Source organism: Pseudonocardia sp. 73-21, assembly GCF_001899645.1.
GTDB lineage: Bacteria > Actinomycetota > Actinomycetes > Mycobacteriales > Pseudonocardiaceae > Pseudonocardia.
Genome location: NZ_MKVV01000086.1, coordinates 1 through 17,531, shown reverse-complemented (window position 1 = coordinate 17,531; position 17,531 = coordinate 1). Strand labels below are relative to the sequence as shown.

Genomic DNA, 17,531 nt, shown 5'->3' with positions numbered 1-17,531 from the left:
ACGGGCGCACCCCCGTCATCGCGACACCAGGTCGACCAGTGTTCGGGAGGCGGGCTCGATGACGTCGAGCAGCACCCGCGGGACCACGCCGAGCACGACGACCAGCACCAGTAGCGGAACCACGGCCAGCGCCTCGCTCACCCGCACGTCGGGGAACGGCCGTGGCGTGCCCGGCGCGTCCGGCACCCGCAACGGGCCGAGCAACAGCCGCTGGACCGCCAGCAGGAACAGCCCCGCGGTGACGACGATCCCGGTGACGGCGACCGCGGTGGGGACCGGGGCGGCGCCCAACGCGCCGGTGAAGATCTGGAACTCGGCGATGAACCCGGAGAACCCGGGCAGCCCCAGCGACGCGAACGCGGCGATCACAAACAGACCCGCGAAGCGTGGCACGCGCGCGGCGAGCCCGGAGTAGGCGCCCATGTCGTAGGTGCCGCCGCGGTCGTGGAGCACCCCGGCGAGCAGGAACAGCGCGCCGGTGATCAGCCCGTGCGACACCATCTGCGTCACCGCGCCCGTGGTGGCGAGCTGCCGCGCCTGCTCGTCGCTGCCGGCGACCAGCCCGGCGGCGCCGACACCGAGCAACACGTAGCCCATGTGGTTGATCGAGGTGTAGGCGATCATGCGTTTCAGGTCGGTCTGGGCGAGTGCGACCAGCGCGCCGTACACCACCGACACCACCCCGACGATCACGACCACCATTGCGTAGTCGCGCCAGGTCGCGGGCAGCAGCGGCATCGCGATCCGGACGAAGCCGTAGGTACCCATCTTCAGCAGCACCCCGGCCAGTACCGCCGAGCCGGTGGCCGGGGCCTCGGTGTGCGCGGGCGGCAGCCAGGTGTGGAACGGCACGCTGGGGGTCTTCACCGCCAGCCCGACGCCGATCGCGAGCAGGGTCAGCCCTGAGTAGAGCCCGCCGCCGGCGAGCGGGTTCGCCGCGACGAGCTCCGGGATGTCGAAGGTGTGCGGCACGGCGGCCAGGAACAGCAGGATGAACCCCAGCAGCAGCGCCAGCGAGCCGAGGAAGGTGTAGAGGAAGAACCGCAGCGCCGCCCCGCGGGCCGCGGCGCCGTGGCCCCAGCCGGCGATCACGAAGTACATGAATACGATCGACAGGTCGAAGAAGACGAAGAACAGGATCAGGTCCAGCGCCACGAACAGCCCCAGCGACACCGCCTGCAGCGCGAGGAACAGCGTGACGTACGCCTTCACCCGGCGGGTCTCGCGCCAGGCGAACACCGCGCAGGCGGTGAACAGCACACCGGTCAGGGCGAGCAGCGGCAGCGACAGTCCGTCGACGCCGACGTGGTAGGAGATCCCCGCCGTCGGGATCCAGACCACCCGTTCCTCGAACCCGTAGCCGCCGCCCGCGGGCAGGCCCACCCACACGACGCCGATCAGCACGAGATCGACGAGGCTCGCCGCGATCCACGCCCCGACGAACACCTTCGGGGGCACCCGGGCGGGCACGCACAGCAGGACGGCAGCGACCAGCGCCGGCCAGAACACGATCAACGACAGCATGCCTCAGCTCACCTCACGACGATCACGAGCAGGGCCAGGGCCGCCAGCAGGGCGAACCCCACGGAGGTCTGGGCGTAGTACTGGTGCAGCTGCCCGGTCTGCGGGCGCCGGGCCCAGCGCCCCAGGACCCGGGCCCCGGCGGCGACCGCGCGCACCGCACCGTCCACCGAGAACTCGACGCGCCGGTCCAGCGTGCGGGCGAGGCGGACGGTGGCCAGCGCGGTGTCGTCGGCGCCCCTGGCCAGTACGCGGTCGTCGAAACGGGCCAGCGCCGAGGCGAGGGCGAGCACCGGTGCCACGACCGTGGCGTGCGCGGCACGTTCCAGGCCGACCCAGCCGCGCAGCGGCGCCGGGCGCGGCATCCGCTCCCCCAGCCGCCAGGCCAAGGCCACCGCCGCGACCGCGACCACGCCGGACACCACGAGCTCCGATGCTGCGGGTGCGGGATCCAGTGCGAGCCCGCCGCCCAACTGCGGTAGCAGCCCCAGCACCGCGGCGAGCACCGCGAGCCCGATCAGCGGCGGGCGCATCGGCGCGCTCACCCGACCGGCGACGGGCGCGTCATCGGGGACGGCCTGCCACACGTACCAGAGCGCGACGCCGCTGTAGAGGCCGGCGACGGCGGCCGCGACCAGACCCACGCCGTACAGCGCCGGTGAGGCGTCCAGCGCCGCGGCGAGCACCGCGTCCTTGCCGATCCACAGCGACAGCGGCGGCACACCGGCCAGCGACAGCGCCCCGACCGTGAACGTCACCCCGACCACCGGGAACCGGCGCGCGGCGCCGCGCAGGCCGTCGAGCTGCCGGGTGCCCAGCGCCGCCAGCCACGCCCCCGCGGCCAGGAACAGCAGGCCCTTCGTCGCGGCGTGCGCGACGAGCGCCACCGTGCCCGCGGCCGTCCCGCCGACCCCGGCGGCCAGCACCATGTAGCCGATCTGCGCGCACGTGGACGCGGCCAGCAGCTGTTTGAGGTCGGTCTGCGCGACCGCGACCAGCCCCAGCACCAGCGCCGTCGCCGCGCCGACCCACGCCACCAGTGGCCCGGCCCAGCCGGATGTGCCCAGCAGCGGCGCGAGCCGCAGCAGCACGTACGCCCCGGCCGCGACCATCGTGGCGGAGTGCAGGAGCGCCGACACCGGGCTCGGGCCGCGCATCGCCCCCGAGAGCCAGAAGCTGAACGGCAGCTGCGCGGACTTGCCCAGCGCGGCCACCACCACCCCGGCGACGAGCAGGTGCAGCCACGCGCCCCGCGCCGCGGGCAGGTCGGCGAGCGCGAGCGACCCGACCCCGCCCGCCAGCGCTGCACCCGCGGCGAGGTAGAGCCCCAGGTCCGCGGTCCGGGTGGTCAGGAACGCCGTGTGCGCGGCGCCGACGGCCGCGGGGTCGCGGAAGTGGTAGGCGATCAACGCCCAGCTGGTGGCGCCCATGACCTCCCAGGCCATCAGCAGCGGCAGCAGCCCGGTGGCGGTGACCGTCACCAGCATCGCGCCCGCGAAGACCAGGACCAGCCCGACGAACCGGGCCGTGCGCAGCTCCGCCTCGCCGGCTGCGAACACCAGCACCGCGAGCACCGCCACCGCGACCGTGACGAGCATCACCGCCGAGAGCCCGTCCACGCCCAGGCCGAACCCGATCCCCGCCAGCAACGGGGCGCCGGTCGCCGGGCGCAGCACGGCGGCGGCGATCCCCATAGCCAGCGTCACGGCGGCCACCACCAGCCCTGACGCCGTGGCCCACCGGTCGGTCCGGCGCGTCACCAGAGCGGCGACGACGAGACCGGCACCTCCGAGGAGCGGCACACCCACCAGCAGCCAGAGCACGCCGTCAGCCCCTCAGGTCCGCGGCGCTGTCCGTCACGTCGACCTGCCGGGACCGGTAGATCGCCGTGACGACGGCGAACCCGGCGGCCATCTCGATCGCCATCGCGGTCAGCACGACGACGATCAGGACCGGGCCGTCGTTGCCGGCCGGGGTGAGGAAGTACCACAGCGCGGCCGCGGCGAGGATGATCCCGTTGAGCATCAGCTCCAGGCCCATCATCAGCATCACGATCGACTGCTGCGAGAGCGCGCCGTAGAGCCCGATCGCGAACAACCCGGCCGCCACCAGCAGGAACAGCTGCAGGCTCATCCGACACCGCCCCCGGCCGGGTCGTCGGCGCGAGGCGCGGCGAGGTCGTCCCCGTACCGGTCGTAGCGGCCCCGGCCCGTCGAGAGCACCACCGTGGCGACGATCGTGGCGAACAGGGTGACCCCCAGCGTCATCATCGTCAGCATCTGCCCGCCCATCAGCGCCAGTCCCAGCTGGTAGGTCTGCGCGGGCGCCGGGACGCCGCGGCGGACCGGCCAGTCGGTGAGCAGGATCCCCACGGCCAGCACGGCGAAGGTGCCCACGGAGATCGCCATCGAGCCGGCCTTGTTGTGGTACATCGACATCGGCATCAACCCGGCCGGGTTCATCATGTACATGATCATGAAGACGGCCATGACCACCATCTCGATCACCATCATCAGCGCGGTGACCACGCCCAGGTAGCCCAGCCCCAGCAGCACGACCAGCCCGGCCACGGCGAGGAACGACGCGAGCAGCGCGAACGTCACCCGCGCCATCGAGTTGAGCCGGAACACCGCGAACCCCGACAGCACGGCCACGATCCCCAGCACCCAGAACGACACGTCCGCGAGCACTACATCCCCCTCCCCAGCACGACCAGCGCCACCACCAGGGCCTGCGCAACCGTCAGCGGCACCAGTACCACCCACGACACCTCCGTGAACCGGTCCATCCGCACGGTCGGGAACCGACGGCGCAGCCACAGCACCGACGTGAGCAGCGCCCCGGCCTTCACCGCCACCCACCCCCACGCCGGCAGCCACGGGCCCGCTCCACCGCCGAGGAACAGCGGCACCGCCATCGCCACGGCCACCACCAGCAGCAGCCACCGTCCGCCCGCGAACACCAGCCGGTCCACACCGGACAGCTCGGCCGCCGCCCCGCCGGCGAGGTCGCGGCCCACCGCGGCGTCGAACGGGCCCCAGAACGCCATCGCCACCGCCGAGACCAGATACGCCACGAACGCAACCGGCATGATCACCACGAACCACAGGTCCTGCTGCGCGGCGACGATGTCGGTGACGCGCAGGCTCCCCGCGGCGAGGGCCGCGGTGATGAGGGCGAACATGTGCGGCAGCTCGTAGGCCAGCCCCTGCGCGACGAATCGGTAGCCGCCCACCAGGGAGAGCGCGCTGTTGGCGCCCCAGCCGACCATCCACACCGCGGCCCACGCCAGCACCTCCATGGCGTTGAACCACACGACCCCGTCGGTCAGATCCGCCACCGGCCGCGACCCCAACGGGACCACCGCGGCGGCGAGCAGCGCCGCAACCGGGAGCGTCGCACCACCGATCCTCCACAGGACCGAGTCCGCGGCGACGGTCCGGCGACGCTGCCCGACCAGCAGCCGGGCGCCCTCGCGCAGCGGCACCACGGCCGACCCGAGCAGGCCCTCGCGAGCCCCCCGGGCCCGCGCGGCCGCGGCCTCGTCGACGGCCACCACCCCGGCGGTAACCACGATCAACAGGACCGGCAGCAACGGCACCCACCACAGCGGCAGCGCCATCCGGTCACCGGTGTCCATGTGACCGGGCCTCCTCGACCGGAGTGCGGAGATGCGGGTCGAGCGCGGCGACGACCAGCCTGGCCGCAGCCAACTCCGCGCCGACGAGCGCGGCCGCCAGCCCCGCAGGTGTGATCACCGCGTCGTCGAGGGCCCGCAGGTCGACGTCGGTGGCCGGGCGCGGGTCGTCGAGCAACGCGAGCGCCGCCCGCAACGCGGCCAGCCGCGCGGCCAGGAGGCCGGCGACCTCGCACTCCCCGGCCGGCACACCGCGGATGAGCCAGCGCAGGGTGCGCGAGCGCTCGACCCGCGTGATCAGGTCCCGGACCGGTGCGCCGACCTGCCCGGTCGGCTCCCCGGCGAGCACGGCATCGCGCCACCGCCGGGCGCGGTCCGCCGGATCGGTCCAAGCGGCGACCCCGAGGAAACGCGCCAGCCCGTCGAGGTGCCGCGCGGCCGCCCGCCGGGCGACATCCCCGACGGAGACCGGCTCGCCGGCCCCGGCCCGACGCCGTGGTTCCGCCCAGAACGACGGCCCGGCTCCGCCGTCCAGGACCTCGGCCTCGGCGTCGACGACGACGTCGCCCTGCAGCACCACCCGCAGCACCAGCCCCGCCGGCCAGTCCGGCAGCACCGGACCCAGTGCCACGTGCAGCGCATCGAGCCGCAGCCCGTCGCGGTCCTCGCCGAGGTCGGCCATCGGGACACCACCGGGCATCTCCATCCCCTCCATGCCCCCGTGACCGGAGTGCATGCCGTGCCCACCGGCCATGCCCGGCTCCATCGCCATGCCATGACCGGCTCCTCCGGACTCCGGTGCCGCGGCGATGTCGTGAACGGCGCGGTGGTCGGTGACCGCCGCGTGCGGCAACGCCGCTTCGGGTGTCGCCACAACGTGCCGTTGCAGCGCGGCGTCCGCCAGCTCGCGCTCCCCCGCGTCGAATGCTCGGGACAGGTCGGAATCCCCCGCGACGTCGACGCGCGCCCGCGGGGCCGGGAGCTGCGCCCACACCGTCTCGGCCACCGCCGCCAGCTCCGGCCCCGGAGTGCCGGCGACCACCAGCAGGTCCGCTCCGGCCGGGGAGTCCGCGACAGGCCAGCCACGCCGGCCCAGCTCCATCTCGACGGCCAGCCGGAGCCCGGTCTCACCCGGCACCGCCACCACCAGCGCGTGCGGGCGCCGCGCGGCCACCCGCAGCAGCCACCCCGTCAGGTCCACCGCAGGGCCCCCTCCCGCCAGGCGTAGGCCACCCCGGCCAGCAGGATCGCCAGGAACAGGAACATCTCGATCACCGCGGGCGCTCCCACCCTGGTGACGACCAGCGTCCACGGGTACATGAACAGCATCTCCATGTCGAAGGCCAGGAACACCATCGTCACCGGGTACCACCGCACGTGGAACCGCGAGAACGCGTGCTCGACCGGCGGGAGCCCCCCACCGAACGCCACCGCGTCCACAACGGGCCGCGCCACCGCCAGGAACGCGGAGAGCCCGTAGACGAGCACGACCAGCACGACACCGACCAGCAGCAGCACTCCAACCGGGCCGAACTGCACCATCTCCACCCTCCCGTCGTCACGACCCGCACACCTCACCGCACGGGCAACCTAGTCGATCTCGGCAACAGTTTGCGTACCGTACCCCCCTAGGGTATTACTGTCCAGGGAGACCAGGAGGGACCGGGATGAACGGCTACACCGAGGACAAGGACGCCTACCTCAAGCGGTTGCGGCGGATCGAGGGCCAGATTCGCGGGATCGCCAGGATGGTCGAGGAGGACAAGTACTGCATCGACGTCCTCACCCAGGTCGCGGCCGCGAACAAGGCCCTGCAGGCCGTCGCCCTCGGGCTGCTCGACGAACACCTCGCGCACTGCGTCACCGAAGCGGCCGCACAGGGCGGCGACGTCGCGGACACGAAGATCGCCGAGGCCAGCGCCGCGATCGCGCGCCTGGTCCGGTCCTGACCCCACCCCGAACCGAGCGAGAGGACAGCACATGAGCGACACCAGTCACTACACCGTCACCGGGATGACCTGCGCGCACTGTGTCGCGTCGGTCACCGAGGAGATCAGCGACATCCCCGGCGTCGAGGCGGTGTCGGTCGACCTGCCCACCGGGGCGGTCACCGTCATCAGCGAGGGCCTAGTCGACACGGCCGCCGTGCGCGCCGCCGTCGAGGAAGCCGGCTACCGGCTCGCCGGCTGACCCCGACCCCGCCGCCCACCCCGACCATCTGGAAGGTGCACGATGAGCACGACCCTCACACCCGACGCCGCCGGACTCGCCCCCGACCGCCACGACATCGAGCTCTCCATCGGCGGTATGACCTGCGCGTCGTGCGCCAACCGGGTCGAGCGCAAGCTCAACAAGCTCGACGGCGTGGCGGCGACGGTCAACTACGCCACCGAGAAGGCCAGGGCCACGGTGCCCGACGGCATGGACCCCGCGGTTCTCGTCGCCGCCGTCGAGTCGGCCGGTTACACCGCGCTGATCCCACGGCCCGCCGTTCCGGAGGCGACCGACACCGGCGGCGGCGAGGAGCCGGACCCGACCGCGGCGCTGCGCACCCGGCTCGTCGTCTCCTCCGTGCTCGCGGGGCCGGTCGTGGCCATGGCGATGATCCCGGTCCTTCAGTTCACCTACTGGCAGTGGATCTCCCTGGCCCTGGCCGGGCCGGTCGTCGTCTGGGGCGCGCTGCCGTTCCACCGGGCCGCCTGGACGAACCTGCGCCACGGCGCGGCCACCATGGACACGCTGATCTCCCTCGGCACCCTCGCCGCGCTGGGCTGGTCGCTCTACGCCCTGCTGTTCGGGATGGCGGGGATGCCCGGGATGACCCACCCGTTCGAGCTGACCATCACCCGCGGCGACGGCACGAGCAACATCTACCTCGAGGTCGCCGCCGGCGTCACCACGTTCATCCTGGCCGGGCGCTACTTCGAGGCCCGGTCCAAGCGCAACGCCGGCGCCGCGCTGCGCGCACTGCTGGAGCTGGGAGTCAAGGACGTCGCCGTGCTACGGGACGGCGTCGAGTCCCGCATCCCGGTGGTCCAGCTCGCCGTCGGCGACCGGTTCGTCGTACGACCAGGTGAGAAGATCGCCACCGACGGCACCGTCGTGGAGGGCTCCTCCGCCGTCGACGCCTCGATGCTCACCGGCGAGTCCGTCCCGGTCGAGGTGCGGGTCGGCGATCCCGTCGTCGGCGCCACCGTCAACGCGGGCGGGCGGCTCGTCGTCGCCGCGACCCGCGTCGGCTCCGACACCCAGCTCGCGCAGATGGCTCGGCTCGTTGAGGCCGCCCAGACCGGCAAGGCCCAGGTCCAGCGGCTCGCCGACCGGGTCTCCGGGGTCTTCGTCCCGATCGTCATCGCCCTCGCGCTGGCCACCCTGGGTTTCTGGCTGGTCACCGGGGCCGGCGCGGCGACCGCGTTCACGGCCGCCGTCGCCGTCCTGATCATCGCCTGCCCGTGCGCGCTCGGCCTGGCCACGCCGACCGCGCTGCTGGTCGGCACCGGACGCGGCGCCCAACTCGGCATCCTGATCAAGGGCCCCGAGGTGCTCGAGTCCACCCGGCGCGTCGACACCGTCGTGCTCGACAAGACCGGCACCGTCACCGCCGGCGCCATGACGCTCGTCGCGGTGCACGTCGCCGGCACCGAGGACGAGGACGCGGTCCTGCGGCTTGCGGGAGCGCTGGAGGACGCCTCCGAGCATCCCATCGCCGCGGCCGTTGCCCGCGCAGCCCGCGAACGACACGACACCCTGCCCGCCGTCGAGGAGTTCACCAACCATGAAGGACTCGGCGTCCAGGGCGTCGTCGACGGTCACGCCGTCCTCGTCGGGCGTCCCGCGCTGCTGGCGCAGTGGAGCCAGCCGCTCACCGGCGATCTCGCCGACGTCGCGCACACCGAGTCCGCGAAGGGGCGCACCACGGTCGCCGTGGCCTGGGACGGCGCGCCCCGCGCGGTGCTCGTGGTCGCCGACGTCGTCAAGCCGACCTCGGCGCAGGCCATCGCGCAGCTACGCGGGCTCGGGCTCACCCCGGTGCTACTGACCGGCGACAACCGGGCGGTGGCCGAGTCGGTCGCGGCCGAGGTCGGCATCGACATCTCACCGAACACCGTGATCGCCGAGGTGCTGCCCGCCGACAAGCTCGCCGTCGTGCGCCGGCTGCAGGCCCAGGGAAAGGTCGTGGCCATGGTCGGCGACGGCGTGAACGACGCCGCCGCGCTCGCCCAGGCTGACCTCGGCCTGGCCATGGGCACCGGCACCGACGTCGCCATCGAGGCCGGCGACATCACCCTGGTCCGCGGCGACCTCCGCGCCGCGGCCGACGCCATCCGGCTGTCCCGCTCCACGCTGCGCACGATCAAGGGCAACCTGTTCTGGGCCTTCGCCTACAACGTGGCCGCCCTGCCCCTGGCGGCCGCCGGGCTGCTCAACCCCATGCTCGCCGGCGCCGCGATGGCGCTGTCCTCGGCGTTCGTCGTCGGCAACAGCCTGCGCCTCCGCCGCTTCAGAAGCACGTCCATCTGAACCCGTCTACTTTCCGCGAATCGCATCGAAAATGACCGAGTGCGGGGCGTCCTTGGGTATACACCGACGCGCCCCGGCGTCAATTGCCTGGCGAGCGAGAACGCTTGTCGGTGAAGCGGTAAGGATGATCACTGCGATCCGAGGATTCCGCTTCAGAATCCGGCCGGCAGCCACGGCTCCGTTCATGATCGGCATATTGAGATCCATGACGACGACGTCGGGTCTCACGGTGTCTGCCATCCCGATCGCGTCATCGCCGTCGACGCACTGTGCCACGACGTCGAAGTCGTCCTGCAGATCCAGAAGCTGCGCCAACGACGTCCGCACAAATGCATGATCGTCCACCAGCATGATGCGCCTCACTGGCGCCTACCCGTTGTCATCGCGCTCTCCGGACGTCGACGGCCAGGTCCGAGTCGATCAGCGATCAGGGATTCGACCGAGACCTATGAATCATAGTAGTAGTCGGCCCCGCGGCCCGGTCGCGCGACTGGCGGGCAGCCAGGTCGCGGCGGGCCGTGTGGGTCCCACCGCACGTCCTCGCGGTCGCGGCCGTCGCGGCGGCCGCGCTCGTGTTCCACTGCGCGGTGATGTTCTTCGCCCCATGGACGGATGCGGTACCCGGGCTACAGCCCCCGGGCGCCGTGATCCGGGCCATGGGCCCGGCCAGCCGGTGGGCGTACGCCGTGCCCTCAGCGGTCCTGGTCCTGGCCCTGTTGCGGGTGTGGTGGCCGGCACCGGCTCTGCTGGCGGTGACCCTGACCGGCGTCGGCGTCACTATGTACGGCCGGTTCACCCTCGAAACGCACCTGGCCTGGTTGGCGGCCCTGATCGTGGTCGGCGTGCTGATCACGACGAACCTGCTCAGCGGCCGGAGAGCAGGTCCAGGCAGTGCCACGCAGGCCGCCTGACACGTCACCGGGTCGACCGCTCCCCGGATCGTCCCGCTACGGAACGCACATCTCCTACGACTCGTAGTAACCAGTTCCCGTGCCTGTCGTTACAGACACGGAAGTGCAGCCGAGTTCAGGAGAGTGCAACGTGCAGATGGCCTGGTGGCAGAGGGTGTCGATATCGAGGCCGGGGGTGCCGGGGGTCGCCGTCGCGGTGGTCGCGGCCGTCGCGGCCGGGGCGATCGGCATGGGAGTCGCCTCTGCGGCGCCCGGCTCCACGACCGACACCGTCGTGGCCGCGAGCCCGGTTGCGGGGACGCCCTGCTCGGTGACGGCCAAGGCCTGTGTGGAACTGGCCACCCACACCGCGTGGCTGTTGGACCAGGGTCGGATCGTGCGGGGTCCCGTGTCGTTCGCCGATGGTGATGTCAACGCTCCGACCCCCCGGGGCAACACGTACAAGGTGGAATGGAAGGCCCAGCACTGGGTCAGTCGCGAGTACGGCACGCCGATGCCGAACGCGGTGTTCTTCGCGCCCGGCGGGATCTCCTTCCACGAGGGACGCCAGGACACCCCCTCCGCCGGCTGCGTGAAGCTCACGGCCGCCGACGCCCAGGCGTGGTTCGACTACCTGAAGGTGGGCGACCAGGTCCAGGTCCGCTGAACGGCCACGGCCGCAACCGAATCCTCACATCGCACTACCCATGAGGGCCCGCCGGAACGGCGGGCCCGATCCAACGAACGGAGATCCATGCCCACCCACCACAGGAACGCACCGTCGCACTGGAGGACCACAGGGGTCGCGACGTCGTTGGCCGTGGCCGGCGCCCTGGCTCTGGGCGGTGTCGCGGCCGCCGCGCCCGGTGTCCCCGGAACCACCGGTTCACCCCAGGAGCCGTCGCCGTGCCAGACCGCGGTGAAGGCCTGCGTGCAGCTGTCGACGCACCAGGCGTGGCTGACCGACGGCGCCGGGACGGTGCTGCTCGGCCCGGTGGCCATGAACGACGGGGCGTCGGCGACCCCGACCCCGACCGGGATGTTCACCGTGCAGTGGAAGGACCGGGATCACCGCAGCCGCGAGTTCAACAACGCCCCGATGCCCTTCGCGGTCTTCTTCGACACCAACGGCCGGGCCTTCCATGCCGGCGACCCGGCGCGGCAGTCCGCCGGTTGCGTCCGCCTGGACCCGGCCATCGCTGAGCAGTTCTTCAACGCGCTGCAGCCCAGCGATCGCGTCCAGATCCTGCCCTGATCCCGGAGCCGCCGCCTGCCCGCCGGACGCCCTTCGGAAGCGCGAGATCCGAGCACCCGCGAATGCGATCCGGACCGGCGGCGTCGTGGGCCTTGCGGATGACCATCGACGGTTCGCAGCATGTCGGGAAGCACTGCGGACACCGTGTATGCGCTGCGCGACAACGCTTGGGTGAGACCTCCGCCGCTGCGCAGACCGCGCGCCGATGCAGCCGCAGCCGTCGTCGGCGACCGTATCGTGGTCGTCGGAGGTCAGGCCGACGGCGCGTTGGTGACGGCGACCGAGGTGTTCGACGGCGCCTCCTGGACCGACGCGGCACCCATACCGACCCCCCGCAACGTCCTGGCGGCGGCCACGGACGGCGCCTACCTCTACGCGCTCGGCGACCGCAACCTGTCTGCGGACAAGAACACCTCGGCCGCCGAACGGTTCGACCCCGCTACCGGCCGCTGGGTGACGCTGCCCGACATGCCGACCCCTCGTGGGGGCCTCGGAGCGACCTACCTGGACGGTCGGATCGTCGCCGTCGGCGGTGAGGAGCCCACCCGGGTCCTGGGCGACGTGCAGGTCTACGACATCGACAGCGGAACCTGGTCCACCTCGCCGCCGCTCGGGGTGGCCCGGCACGGCATGACCGTGGTGACGGTCGGTGCCACCATGTTCGCCGTGAACGGAGCCAGCCGCCCGACCCACACCGAGTCCGCGGCGACGGGCGAGGCCCTCGACTTCTCCTGACCACCGTTCTCGAGGCCACCGCCGGTCACGGCGGACCGGTAGGACGCAGGCGATAGCGTGGCGGCAAGGCCCGGTCGATCCGGTCCTCCGTCGCCGTGGCGCAGACCTGGACGCCCTGGCGGGCGGTCGTCAGCAGGGACGCGATGCGGCCGGTCTCGTCGTCGATGGGGAACGTCGCGTCGGGATAGCGCTCGGCGAAGCGCAGGATCACATCGGCGTCGCGCTCGATCTCGTTCCCGCCCGCCCGACCTGGCCGGCACCGGGCGTCGATGTCGTGCAGCGCGTCATGGACACCCTCCACGACCGCGGCCGGCACTGCGACGGGGGACGCGGCCGGACCCGGCGCCGATGCGAGGGCCGTCAGTTCGTCGACACGGGGACCGAGAACCGCGACGAGAACAACCCCGATCACGAGCAACGTCGCCGCCAGAAACGCCCCGAGCAGGACCGGCCGCGGCACGGGGCGATCCCCCGGACCACCGGCCTCTCGAGCCGGGCTCCCTGCGCGGGTGCTGTCGGCAGAATCAGACCCCCGGCCCTCGACCACGTCACCACCCCGTCCACCTGCCTCGTCGTCCGACGGCCCGCCCGTGACCGTCGACGTCCTCCGCGCAGGCCACGACCGTAGCTGCGCCGAAACCCAGTCGGCAGCCTGGTCCGCCCCCCGTCGAGGACCCCGGCTCACACCGTGGGAGTCCCACGGTCGAGGATCGACCGGCGGCCGTCGACCATCCGGGGCGGGGGATGACGAGCATCCCGGCGTCGCCGGAGACGTTGTACGGCTACCGAAGGACGATGACCCCGGTCCGCGGGAGGTGAGAGCCAGTGGACGACGCAGTGACCGAGCGGGGCGAACGCGGTTGGTCGCTCCACGGCCGCAGGTCCGCCGACGACGTCGACAGTCGAGGTGAAGGGTGTGTCCTGTGGTCGGTGGCGACGGCTCGCGAGATCACGGCCTTGATCGAGGAGGACGTCGCGGCAGGTCGCATCGACCGACCTCACGGCGACGACCTGATCGGGCGGGTATGGGATCGCGCAAGCCTCCGCTCAGCGATGGCTCATGATCCCGGACCCCGACCGGCGACTCACCCGGTGTTCTCAGCCGGCCTTCAGGAGCGAACCCCTACGGTCCGAGCGTGCCCTTCCGCGCCGGCGTCTTCGGAGAACGTCGAACCGTGACCGCCGCGTCGGCAACGGTGCGTTTCATCCCGGCCATCGGAACCCGCCTCGTCGCCCTCGTCCTCGCTGTCGCTGCGGCGCTCATGCTCGTGGTCGCCTGTCACTGGAACTCCGCCACCCGGCCTGATCTCGCCGGGAGCGGAACCGGTACGGCCATGGCGCTGCTCGGCTCCGCGACGCCGGCCGGGGCCGGGGCCGGGGCCGCTGAGCGTTCCGCAGCAGCACGGCCCGGCGGGCACGACGTCGCCGACGACTGCTCCGCCGCACACCCCGTTGCCGTGGCGGATCCCGTCCTCACCAGTGCTGCACGACCCGAGCTGCCCGCCGAGAGCGCGGCGGCCGCACGAGCGGTGCGGCCGGGTGTCGCTGCCATGCACTCATCGCTCGCGACCGACGACGTCCCGCTGGCCCGCACGCCGCATCTGCTCTGCGTGCTGCGCACATAGAGCCCGACCCGGGACATCGCGGATCGCTGCATCCGTGACTCGTCGCCGTCACGCACCTCAGCTGTCTCACGGACCTCGAGCCGTCGTCGCAGCCACCATCCTCGTTCCCCCTTGTCATGCAGGAGTAGTTCCATGTCGGTGTCAGAAGAGCCAGTGACCGAGGTCATGCAGCAGGTGTCCCCACCCCGGCGTGGCCATGCCGCGCCGTTGCGGGGTGACTCGCTGGGCAGGTGGGCCCTGACCGTGGCGGGTGTCGTCGCCGTCCTCTCCGTGGTGCGGGCCGTCCTGCCGATGCCGTGGCTGGGGGACATCTGGCGTCCGGCGGACACCGCGAGCATCGCCCACAACTTCTTCGTGGGCGGGATGAACCTCTTCTACCCGGCGATCGACTGGGGGGGTGCCGGCCCGGGCTACGTGGAAGCCGAGTTGCAGATCCTGCCGTGGATCTCGGCGGGGCTGTATTTCCTCTTCGGTGAGCACGCGTGGGTCGGCCGGCTGGTCTCGGTGGCGATCACGCTCGGTGGGGCGGCGGTGTTCTGGGCATTGGCCAAGCGGCTGGTGCCGGGGACGACCGCACGGTGGGCATTGATCGCCTACCTGGTGTCCCCAGCGGTGATGACATACGGCAATGCGTTCATGCCGGACGTGACGGTGCTGCTGTTCTACCTGCTCACGCTGCTGTTCTTCGAGCGTTGGCTGGCGCAGGACCGGCTGGTCTGGCTCGTCGCCGCGGCAGCTGCGGCGTCGATCGCAGGTCTGGCGAAGCCCACCTCGCTCCATGTGTTCCTGGTTCTGCTGCTGTGGCTGGTCGTAGCCGCGCGCGACCGGCTGCGGCGTCCGTCGCTGTACGTCGCCGGGGTGGCGGCGCTGATCCCGCCGGCGCTGTGGCTGTGGCATGCCCACAACCTCTACGTGACCTACGGCAACACGTTCGGCGTGATCTCCGGGGGCGACAGCAAGTTCGGCAGCATCGCGATCTGGACCTCGAAGCTGTTCTGGACCGGGAACGTCACGATCGAGGCCACGCTCATCTACGGGATCGTCGGAGTACCGGTCGCGCTGGTCGGAGCATGGCTGGCGTGGAAGAACCGAGGCCCGGCGATCCTCGCCGCCGGATTCCCCGCCCTGGCGGTGTTCTACTTCGCGGTCGCGCGCTACAGCTCCGAGCTGGGACCGCAGTACCACATCTTCTCGCTGCCCTTCGCGGCCCTGCTGGTCGGCATCGGGGCTGCGGGTGTGGCGCAGTGGTTGCGCGGTCGGGTCCCGCCCGTCGCCCGTGTCGGTGTGGCGGTCGTCGCCGTGCTGTTGCTGTTCGGACAGAGCGCCCAGATCTTCGCCGGATCGTTCCGCGACAACAGTGGCGTCTACGGGGCGTGCGCGGCGCAGCTCGACGAGGTCTCCGCGCCCGGTGACCTCGTCGTGATCGGCACGACGAGCCTGGCCGTCGACCGGGGGGTGTCCAACAACTTCCAGGAACCCACGATCTTCTACCTGGCCGGGCGGAAGGGCTGGAGCCTTCCGGCGGACTGGTACTCCCCGTCGTACCTGAGGGACTACACCGCGCAGGGTGCCCGGTACTTCGTCAACTACGACCCGGCGCTCGCCCCGGCCGGCAGCGAGATCGCCGACTGGCTCGCGACCGACGCGCAGCAGGTGCGATCCAGCGCCGCCAACGGCTGCGACATCTGGGCCCTGCGGCCTGCCGGGGCAGCATGAGCAGCCCCCGGGGCCCCGGGTCGCGGTTCGCCGCCACCCGGGTGCTGGTCGTCGACACCGAGCTACCGGCTCCGCGACTGTCGCAACACGCGGACCGCTATGGCCACGCCTGGGTCGTGATCCGCCGGGCCGACCGCCCGCGATCGCTCGTCGAGGTGGACCTCGGGCCGGACGGAGTGGCGTCCCGCGACCACTTCGCCACGGTGTTCGACCGTATCCGCACCGCGGACGACCTGATCGGTGGCATTCCGGTCGTCGCCGACGAGTTGCTACCGAGCCTGTCGGTCGTCATCCCGACGATGGCCGAGCGGCTCGCCGCATTGGAGGCCTGTCTCGCGTCGATCCACACATCGGGCCTGCCGTGGGTCGAGATCCTGGTGGTGGACAACCGGCCCACCGTGCCGGTGCCCGACCCGCTGCCCGGGCTCGTGGGGCAGTTCCGCGACGCGCGGGTCGTGCGCCAGTCGCACCCGGGCATCGCCGCCGCCCGCAACGCCGGGGTGGCGGCAGCGACGGGTGACGTCGTGGTGTTCACCGACGACGACGTTCAGGCCGACCCGGTGTGGCTGCGCGCCATGGCCGGCAGATTCGCGCTGCACCCCGAGGAGACGGCCGTGACCGGCCTGGTGCTGCCCTCGGAACTGGAGACCCCGGCGCAGATGTGGTTCGAGCGCTACTACGGCGGGTTCGCCGCTGAGCGCGCCTTCGAGCCGCTGACCTACCGCCTGGCCCGCCCTGACGCCTCGGCGTGGCGGCGGTCGACGGTCGTCGGTCAGGATTCCGACGGCCGCGTGGTGCGTCGCTTCGCCATCTACGGCGCGGGGGCCTGTGGGGCAGGCTGCAACATGGCGTTCCGCCGGGCAGCCCTCCGGGGTAGGTCCCCGTTCGACACTGCGCTCGGCACCGGTACGCCCGCGCAGGGCGGGGAGGACCTCGCGGCGATCATCGGCCTGCTGTGGAACGGCGGCCTCCTGGGTTTCGAGCCCGCTGCGCTCGTGTACCACCAGCACCGGCGCGACTACCCCGCCCTCCGTAGGCAGATGAGGGCCTACGGCGCGGGTTTCACCGCCATGCTGACCGGGCTCATCGCCCGGGATCCCACCCATGCCCTGGGCGTCGGTGCACAACTCCCGCGCGCGCTCGGCCGACTGGCCACGTCCACCGCCGTTCGGCTGCGCGGAGTCCGTCCCGCGGGCGATGACCATGTCGCGGTCCCGGAGGACCGCGATCCTCACGAGATCGGCGACGGCGACGAGTCCGGCCGCGGTTATCCGGCCGCACTCACCCGCGATGAGCTCGGTGGACTCATCAGTGGACCGGTGCTCTACGGACGCAGCCGATGGGCCGAACGTGTGCGGAGGCAGCGCTCAGTCCTGCAGGCTCCTGTGCCCGGAACGACCACGGCGTCGGTCGTCCTACGGCGGGACCGGGGTCCGACCGCTCCCCGGCCACCGATCCAGCTCACGATCGCGACGGAGCCCGCGGCGTCACGCCGTGGGCAGCCGTGAGCGCCGCAACCGACCGTTTCACCGAGCTTCCTGGAAGGGACGGCATGCGCACACTGATCATCGACAACTACGACTCCTTCACCTACAACCTCGCCCACTATCTGGCCGAGATCAACGGGTGCG

General features: G+C 72.1%; 19 protein-coding genes. 10 read left to right on the top strand and 9 right to left on the bottom strand.

Features of this window, described 5'->3' with window-relative positions; all coding sequences use genetic code 11:
- Window positions 1–15 precede the first annotated feature (15 nt).
- From BGP03_RS27125 to BGP03_RS27095, 7 genes are read right to left on the bottom strand one after another with little or no spacing between them, the layout of a single operon-like run.
- Window positions 16–1,524: an NADH-quinone oxidoreductase subunit M gene (locus BGP03_RS27125; RefSeq protein ID WP_296369123.1), complete on the bottom strand. Its 1,509-nt coding sequence runs from the start codon at window positions 1,522–1,524 to the stop codon at window positions 16–18.
- An 8-nt stretch (window positions 1,525–1,532) separates the two neighbouring features.
- Complete coding sequence (locus BGP03_RS27120) at window positions 1,533–3,344, bottom strand: proton-conducting transporter membrane subunit (RefSeq protein WP_296369122.1); 1,812 nt, start codon at window positions 3,342–3,344, stop codon at window positions 1,533–1,535.
- Between the two features lie 4 nt (window positions 3,345–3,348).
- Window positions 3,349–3,654 carry an NADH-quinone oxidoreductase subunit K gene (locus BGP03_RS27115; RefSeq protein WP_296369121.1) on the bottom strand — a complete coding sequence of 102 codons (306 nt, stop codon included), beginning with the start codon at window positions 3,652–3,654 and terminating at the stop codon, window positions 3,349–3,351.
- Window positions 3,651–4,211, bottom strand: a complete 561-nt coding sequence (locus BGP03_RS27110) for an NADH-quinone oxidoreductase subunit J (protein ID WP_296369120.1) — start codon at window positions 4,209–4,211, stop codon at window positions 3,651–3,653. The genes BGP03_RS27115 and BGP03_RS27110 overlap by 4 nt, the downstream gene beginning before the upstream one ends.
- Complete coding sequence (locus BGP03_RS27105) at window positions 4,211–5,161, bottom strand: complex I subunit 1 family protein (RefSeq protein WP_296369119.1); 951 nt, start codon at window positions 5,159–5,161, stop codon at window positions 4,211–4,213. The genes BGP03_RS27110 and BGP03_RS27105 overlap by 1 nt, the downstream gene beginning before the upstream one ends.
- The gene (locus BGP03_RS27100; protein ID WP_296369117.1) at window positions 5,148–6,359 is read right to left on the bottom strand and encodes a hypothetical protein; all 1,212 of its coding nucleotides are present in this window, start codon (window positions 6,357–6,359) and stop codon (window positions 5,148–5,150) included. Before BGP03_RS27100 ends, BGP03_RS27105 begins: the two co-directional genes overlap by 14 nt.
- Window positions 6,350–6,700 (bottom strand): NADH-quinone oxidoreductase subunit A, encoded by a 351-nt coding sequence (locus BGP03_RS27095; RefSeq protein ID WP_296369432.1) that lies wholly within the window; start codon window positions 6,698–6,700, stop codon window positions 6,350–6,352. Before BGP03_RS27095 ends, BGP03_RS27100 begins: the two co-directional genes overlap by 10 nt.
- 125 nt (window positions 6,701–6,825) lie before the next feature.
- On the opposite strand from BGP03_RS27095, the gene BGP03_RS27090 reads away from it, so the two are divergent.
- From BGP03_RS27090 to BGP03_RS27080, 3 genes are read left to right on the top strand one after another with little or no spacing between them, the layout of a single operon-like run.
- Window positions 6,826–7,107 (top strand): metal-sensitive transcriptional regulator, encoded by a 282-nt coding sequence (locus BGP03_RS27090; RefSeq protein WP_296369115.1) that lies wholly within the window; start codon window positions 6,826–6,828, stop codon window positions 7,105–7,107.
- A 31-nt stretch (window positions 7,108–7,138) separates the two neighbouring features.
- Window positions 7,139–7,348, top strand: coding sequence for a heavy-metal-associated domain-containing protein (locus tag BGP03_RS27085; RefSeq protein WP_296369113.1), 210 nt, complete (start codon window positions 7,139–7,141; stop codon window positions 7,346–7,348).
- Window positions 7,349–7,390: 42 nt separating this feature from the next.
- Complete coding sequence (locus tag BGP03_RS27080; RefSeq protein WP_296369111.1) at window positions 7,391–9,679, top strand: heavy metal translocating P-type ATPase; 2,289 nt, start codon at window positions 7,391–7,393, stop codon at window positions 9,677–9,679.
- A gap of 6 nt (window positions 9,680–9,685) precedes the next feature.
- On the opposite strand, the gene BGP03_RS27075 is transcribed toward BGP03_RS27080, so the two are convergent.
- Entirely contained in the window at window positions 9,686–10,030 is a 345-nt protein-coding gene (locus tag BGP03_RS27075) for a response regulator transcription factor (RefSeq protein WP_296369109.1), read from the bottom strand.
- A gap of 167 nt (window positions 10,031–10,197) precedes the next feature.
- Here BGP03_RS27075 and BGP03_RS27070 point away from each other — a divergent pair, with 167 nt between their 5' ends.
- From BGP03_RS27070 to BGP03_RS27055, 4 genes are all read left to right on the top strand, one after another.
- Entirely contained in the window at window positions 10,198–10,590 is a 393-nt protein-coding gene (locus tag BGP03_RS27070) for a hypothetical protein (protein WP_296369107.1), read from the top strand.
- Window positions 10,591–10,765: 175 nt separating this feature from the next.
- On the top strand, window positions 10,766–11,236 hold the full coding sequence (locus BGP03_RS27065) for a L,D-transpeptidase (RefSeq protein ID WP_296369105.1): 471 nt from the start codon (window positions 10,766–10,768) through the stop codon (window positions 11,234–11,236).
- Window positions 11,237–11,323: 87 nt separating this feature from the next.
- Window positions 11,324–11,824: a L,D-transpeptidase gene (locus tag BGP03_RS27060; protein ID WP_296369103.1), complete on the top strand. Its 501-nt coding sequence runs from the start codon at window positions 11,324–11,326 to the stop codon at window positions 11,822–11,824.
- Between the two features lie 120 nt (window positions 11,825–11,944).
- Entirely contained in the window at window positions 11,945–12,559 is a 615-nt protein-coding gene (locus tag BGP03_RS27055) for a kelch repeat-containing protein (protein WP_296369101.1), read from the top strand.
- A gap of 25 nt (window positions 12,560–12,584) precedes the next feature.
- Here BGP03_RS27055 and BGP03_RS27050 read toward each other — a convergent pair whose 3' ends face one another.
- A complete protein-coding gene (locus BGP03_RS27050; RefSeq protein ID WP_299737993.1) occupies window positions 12,585–13,019 on the bottom strand; it encodes a hypothetical protein in 435 nt (144 codons plus the stop codon).
- Between the two features lie 715 nt (window positions 13,020–13,734).
- Here BGP03_RS27050 and BGP03_RS27045 point away from each other — a divergent pair.
- From BGP03_RS27045 to BGP03_RS27035, 3 genes are all read left to right on the top strand, one after another.
- Window positions 13,735–14,184, top strand: a complete 450-nt coding sequence (locus tag BGP03_RS27045; protein ID WP_298800649.1) for a hypothetical protein — start codon at window positions 13,735–13,737, stop codon at window positions 14,182–14,184.
- A gap of 153 nt (window positions 14,185–14,337) precedes the next feature.
- Complete coding sequence (locus BGP03_RS27040; RefSeq protein ID WP_296369096.1) at window positions 14,338–15,900, top strand: glycosyltransferase family 39 protein; 1,563 nt, start codon at window positions 14,338–14,340, stop codon at window positions 15,898–15,900.
- A complete protein-coding gene (locus BGP03_RS27035; protein WP_296369094.1) occupies window positions 15,897–17,408 on the top strand; it encodes a glycosyltransferase in 1,512 nt (503 codons plus the stop codon). Before BGP03_RS27040 ends, BGP03_RS27035 begins: the two co-directional genes overlap by 4 nt.
- Window positions 17,409–17,531 lie beyond the last annotated feature (123 nt).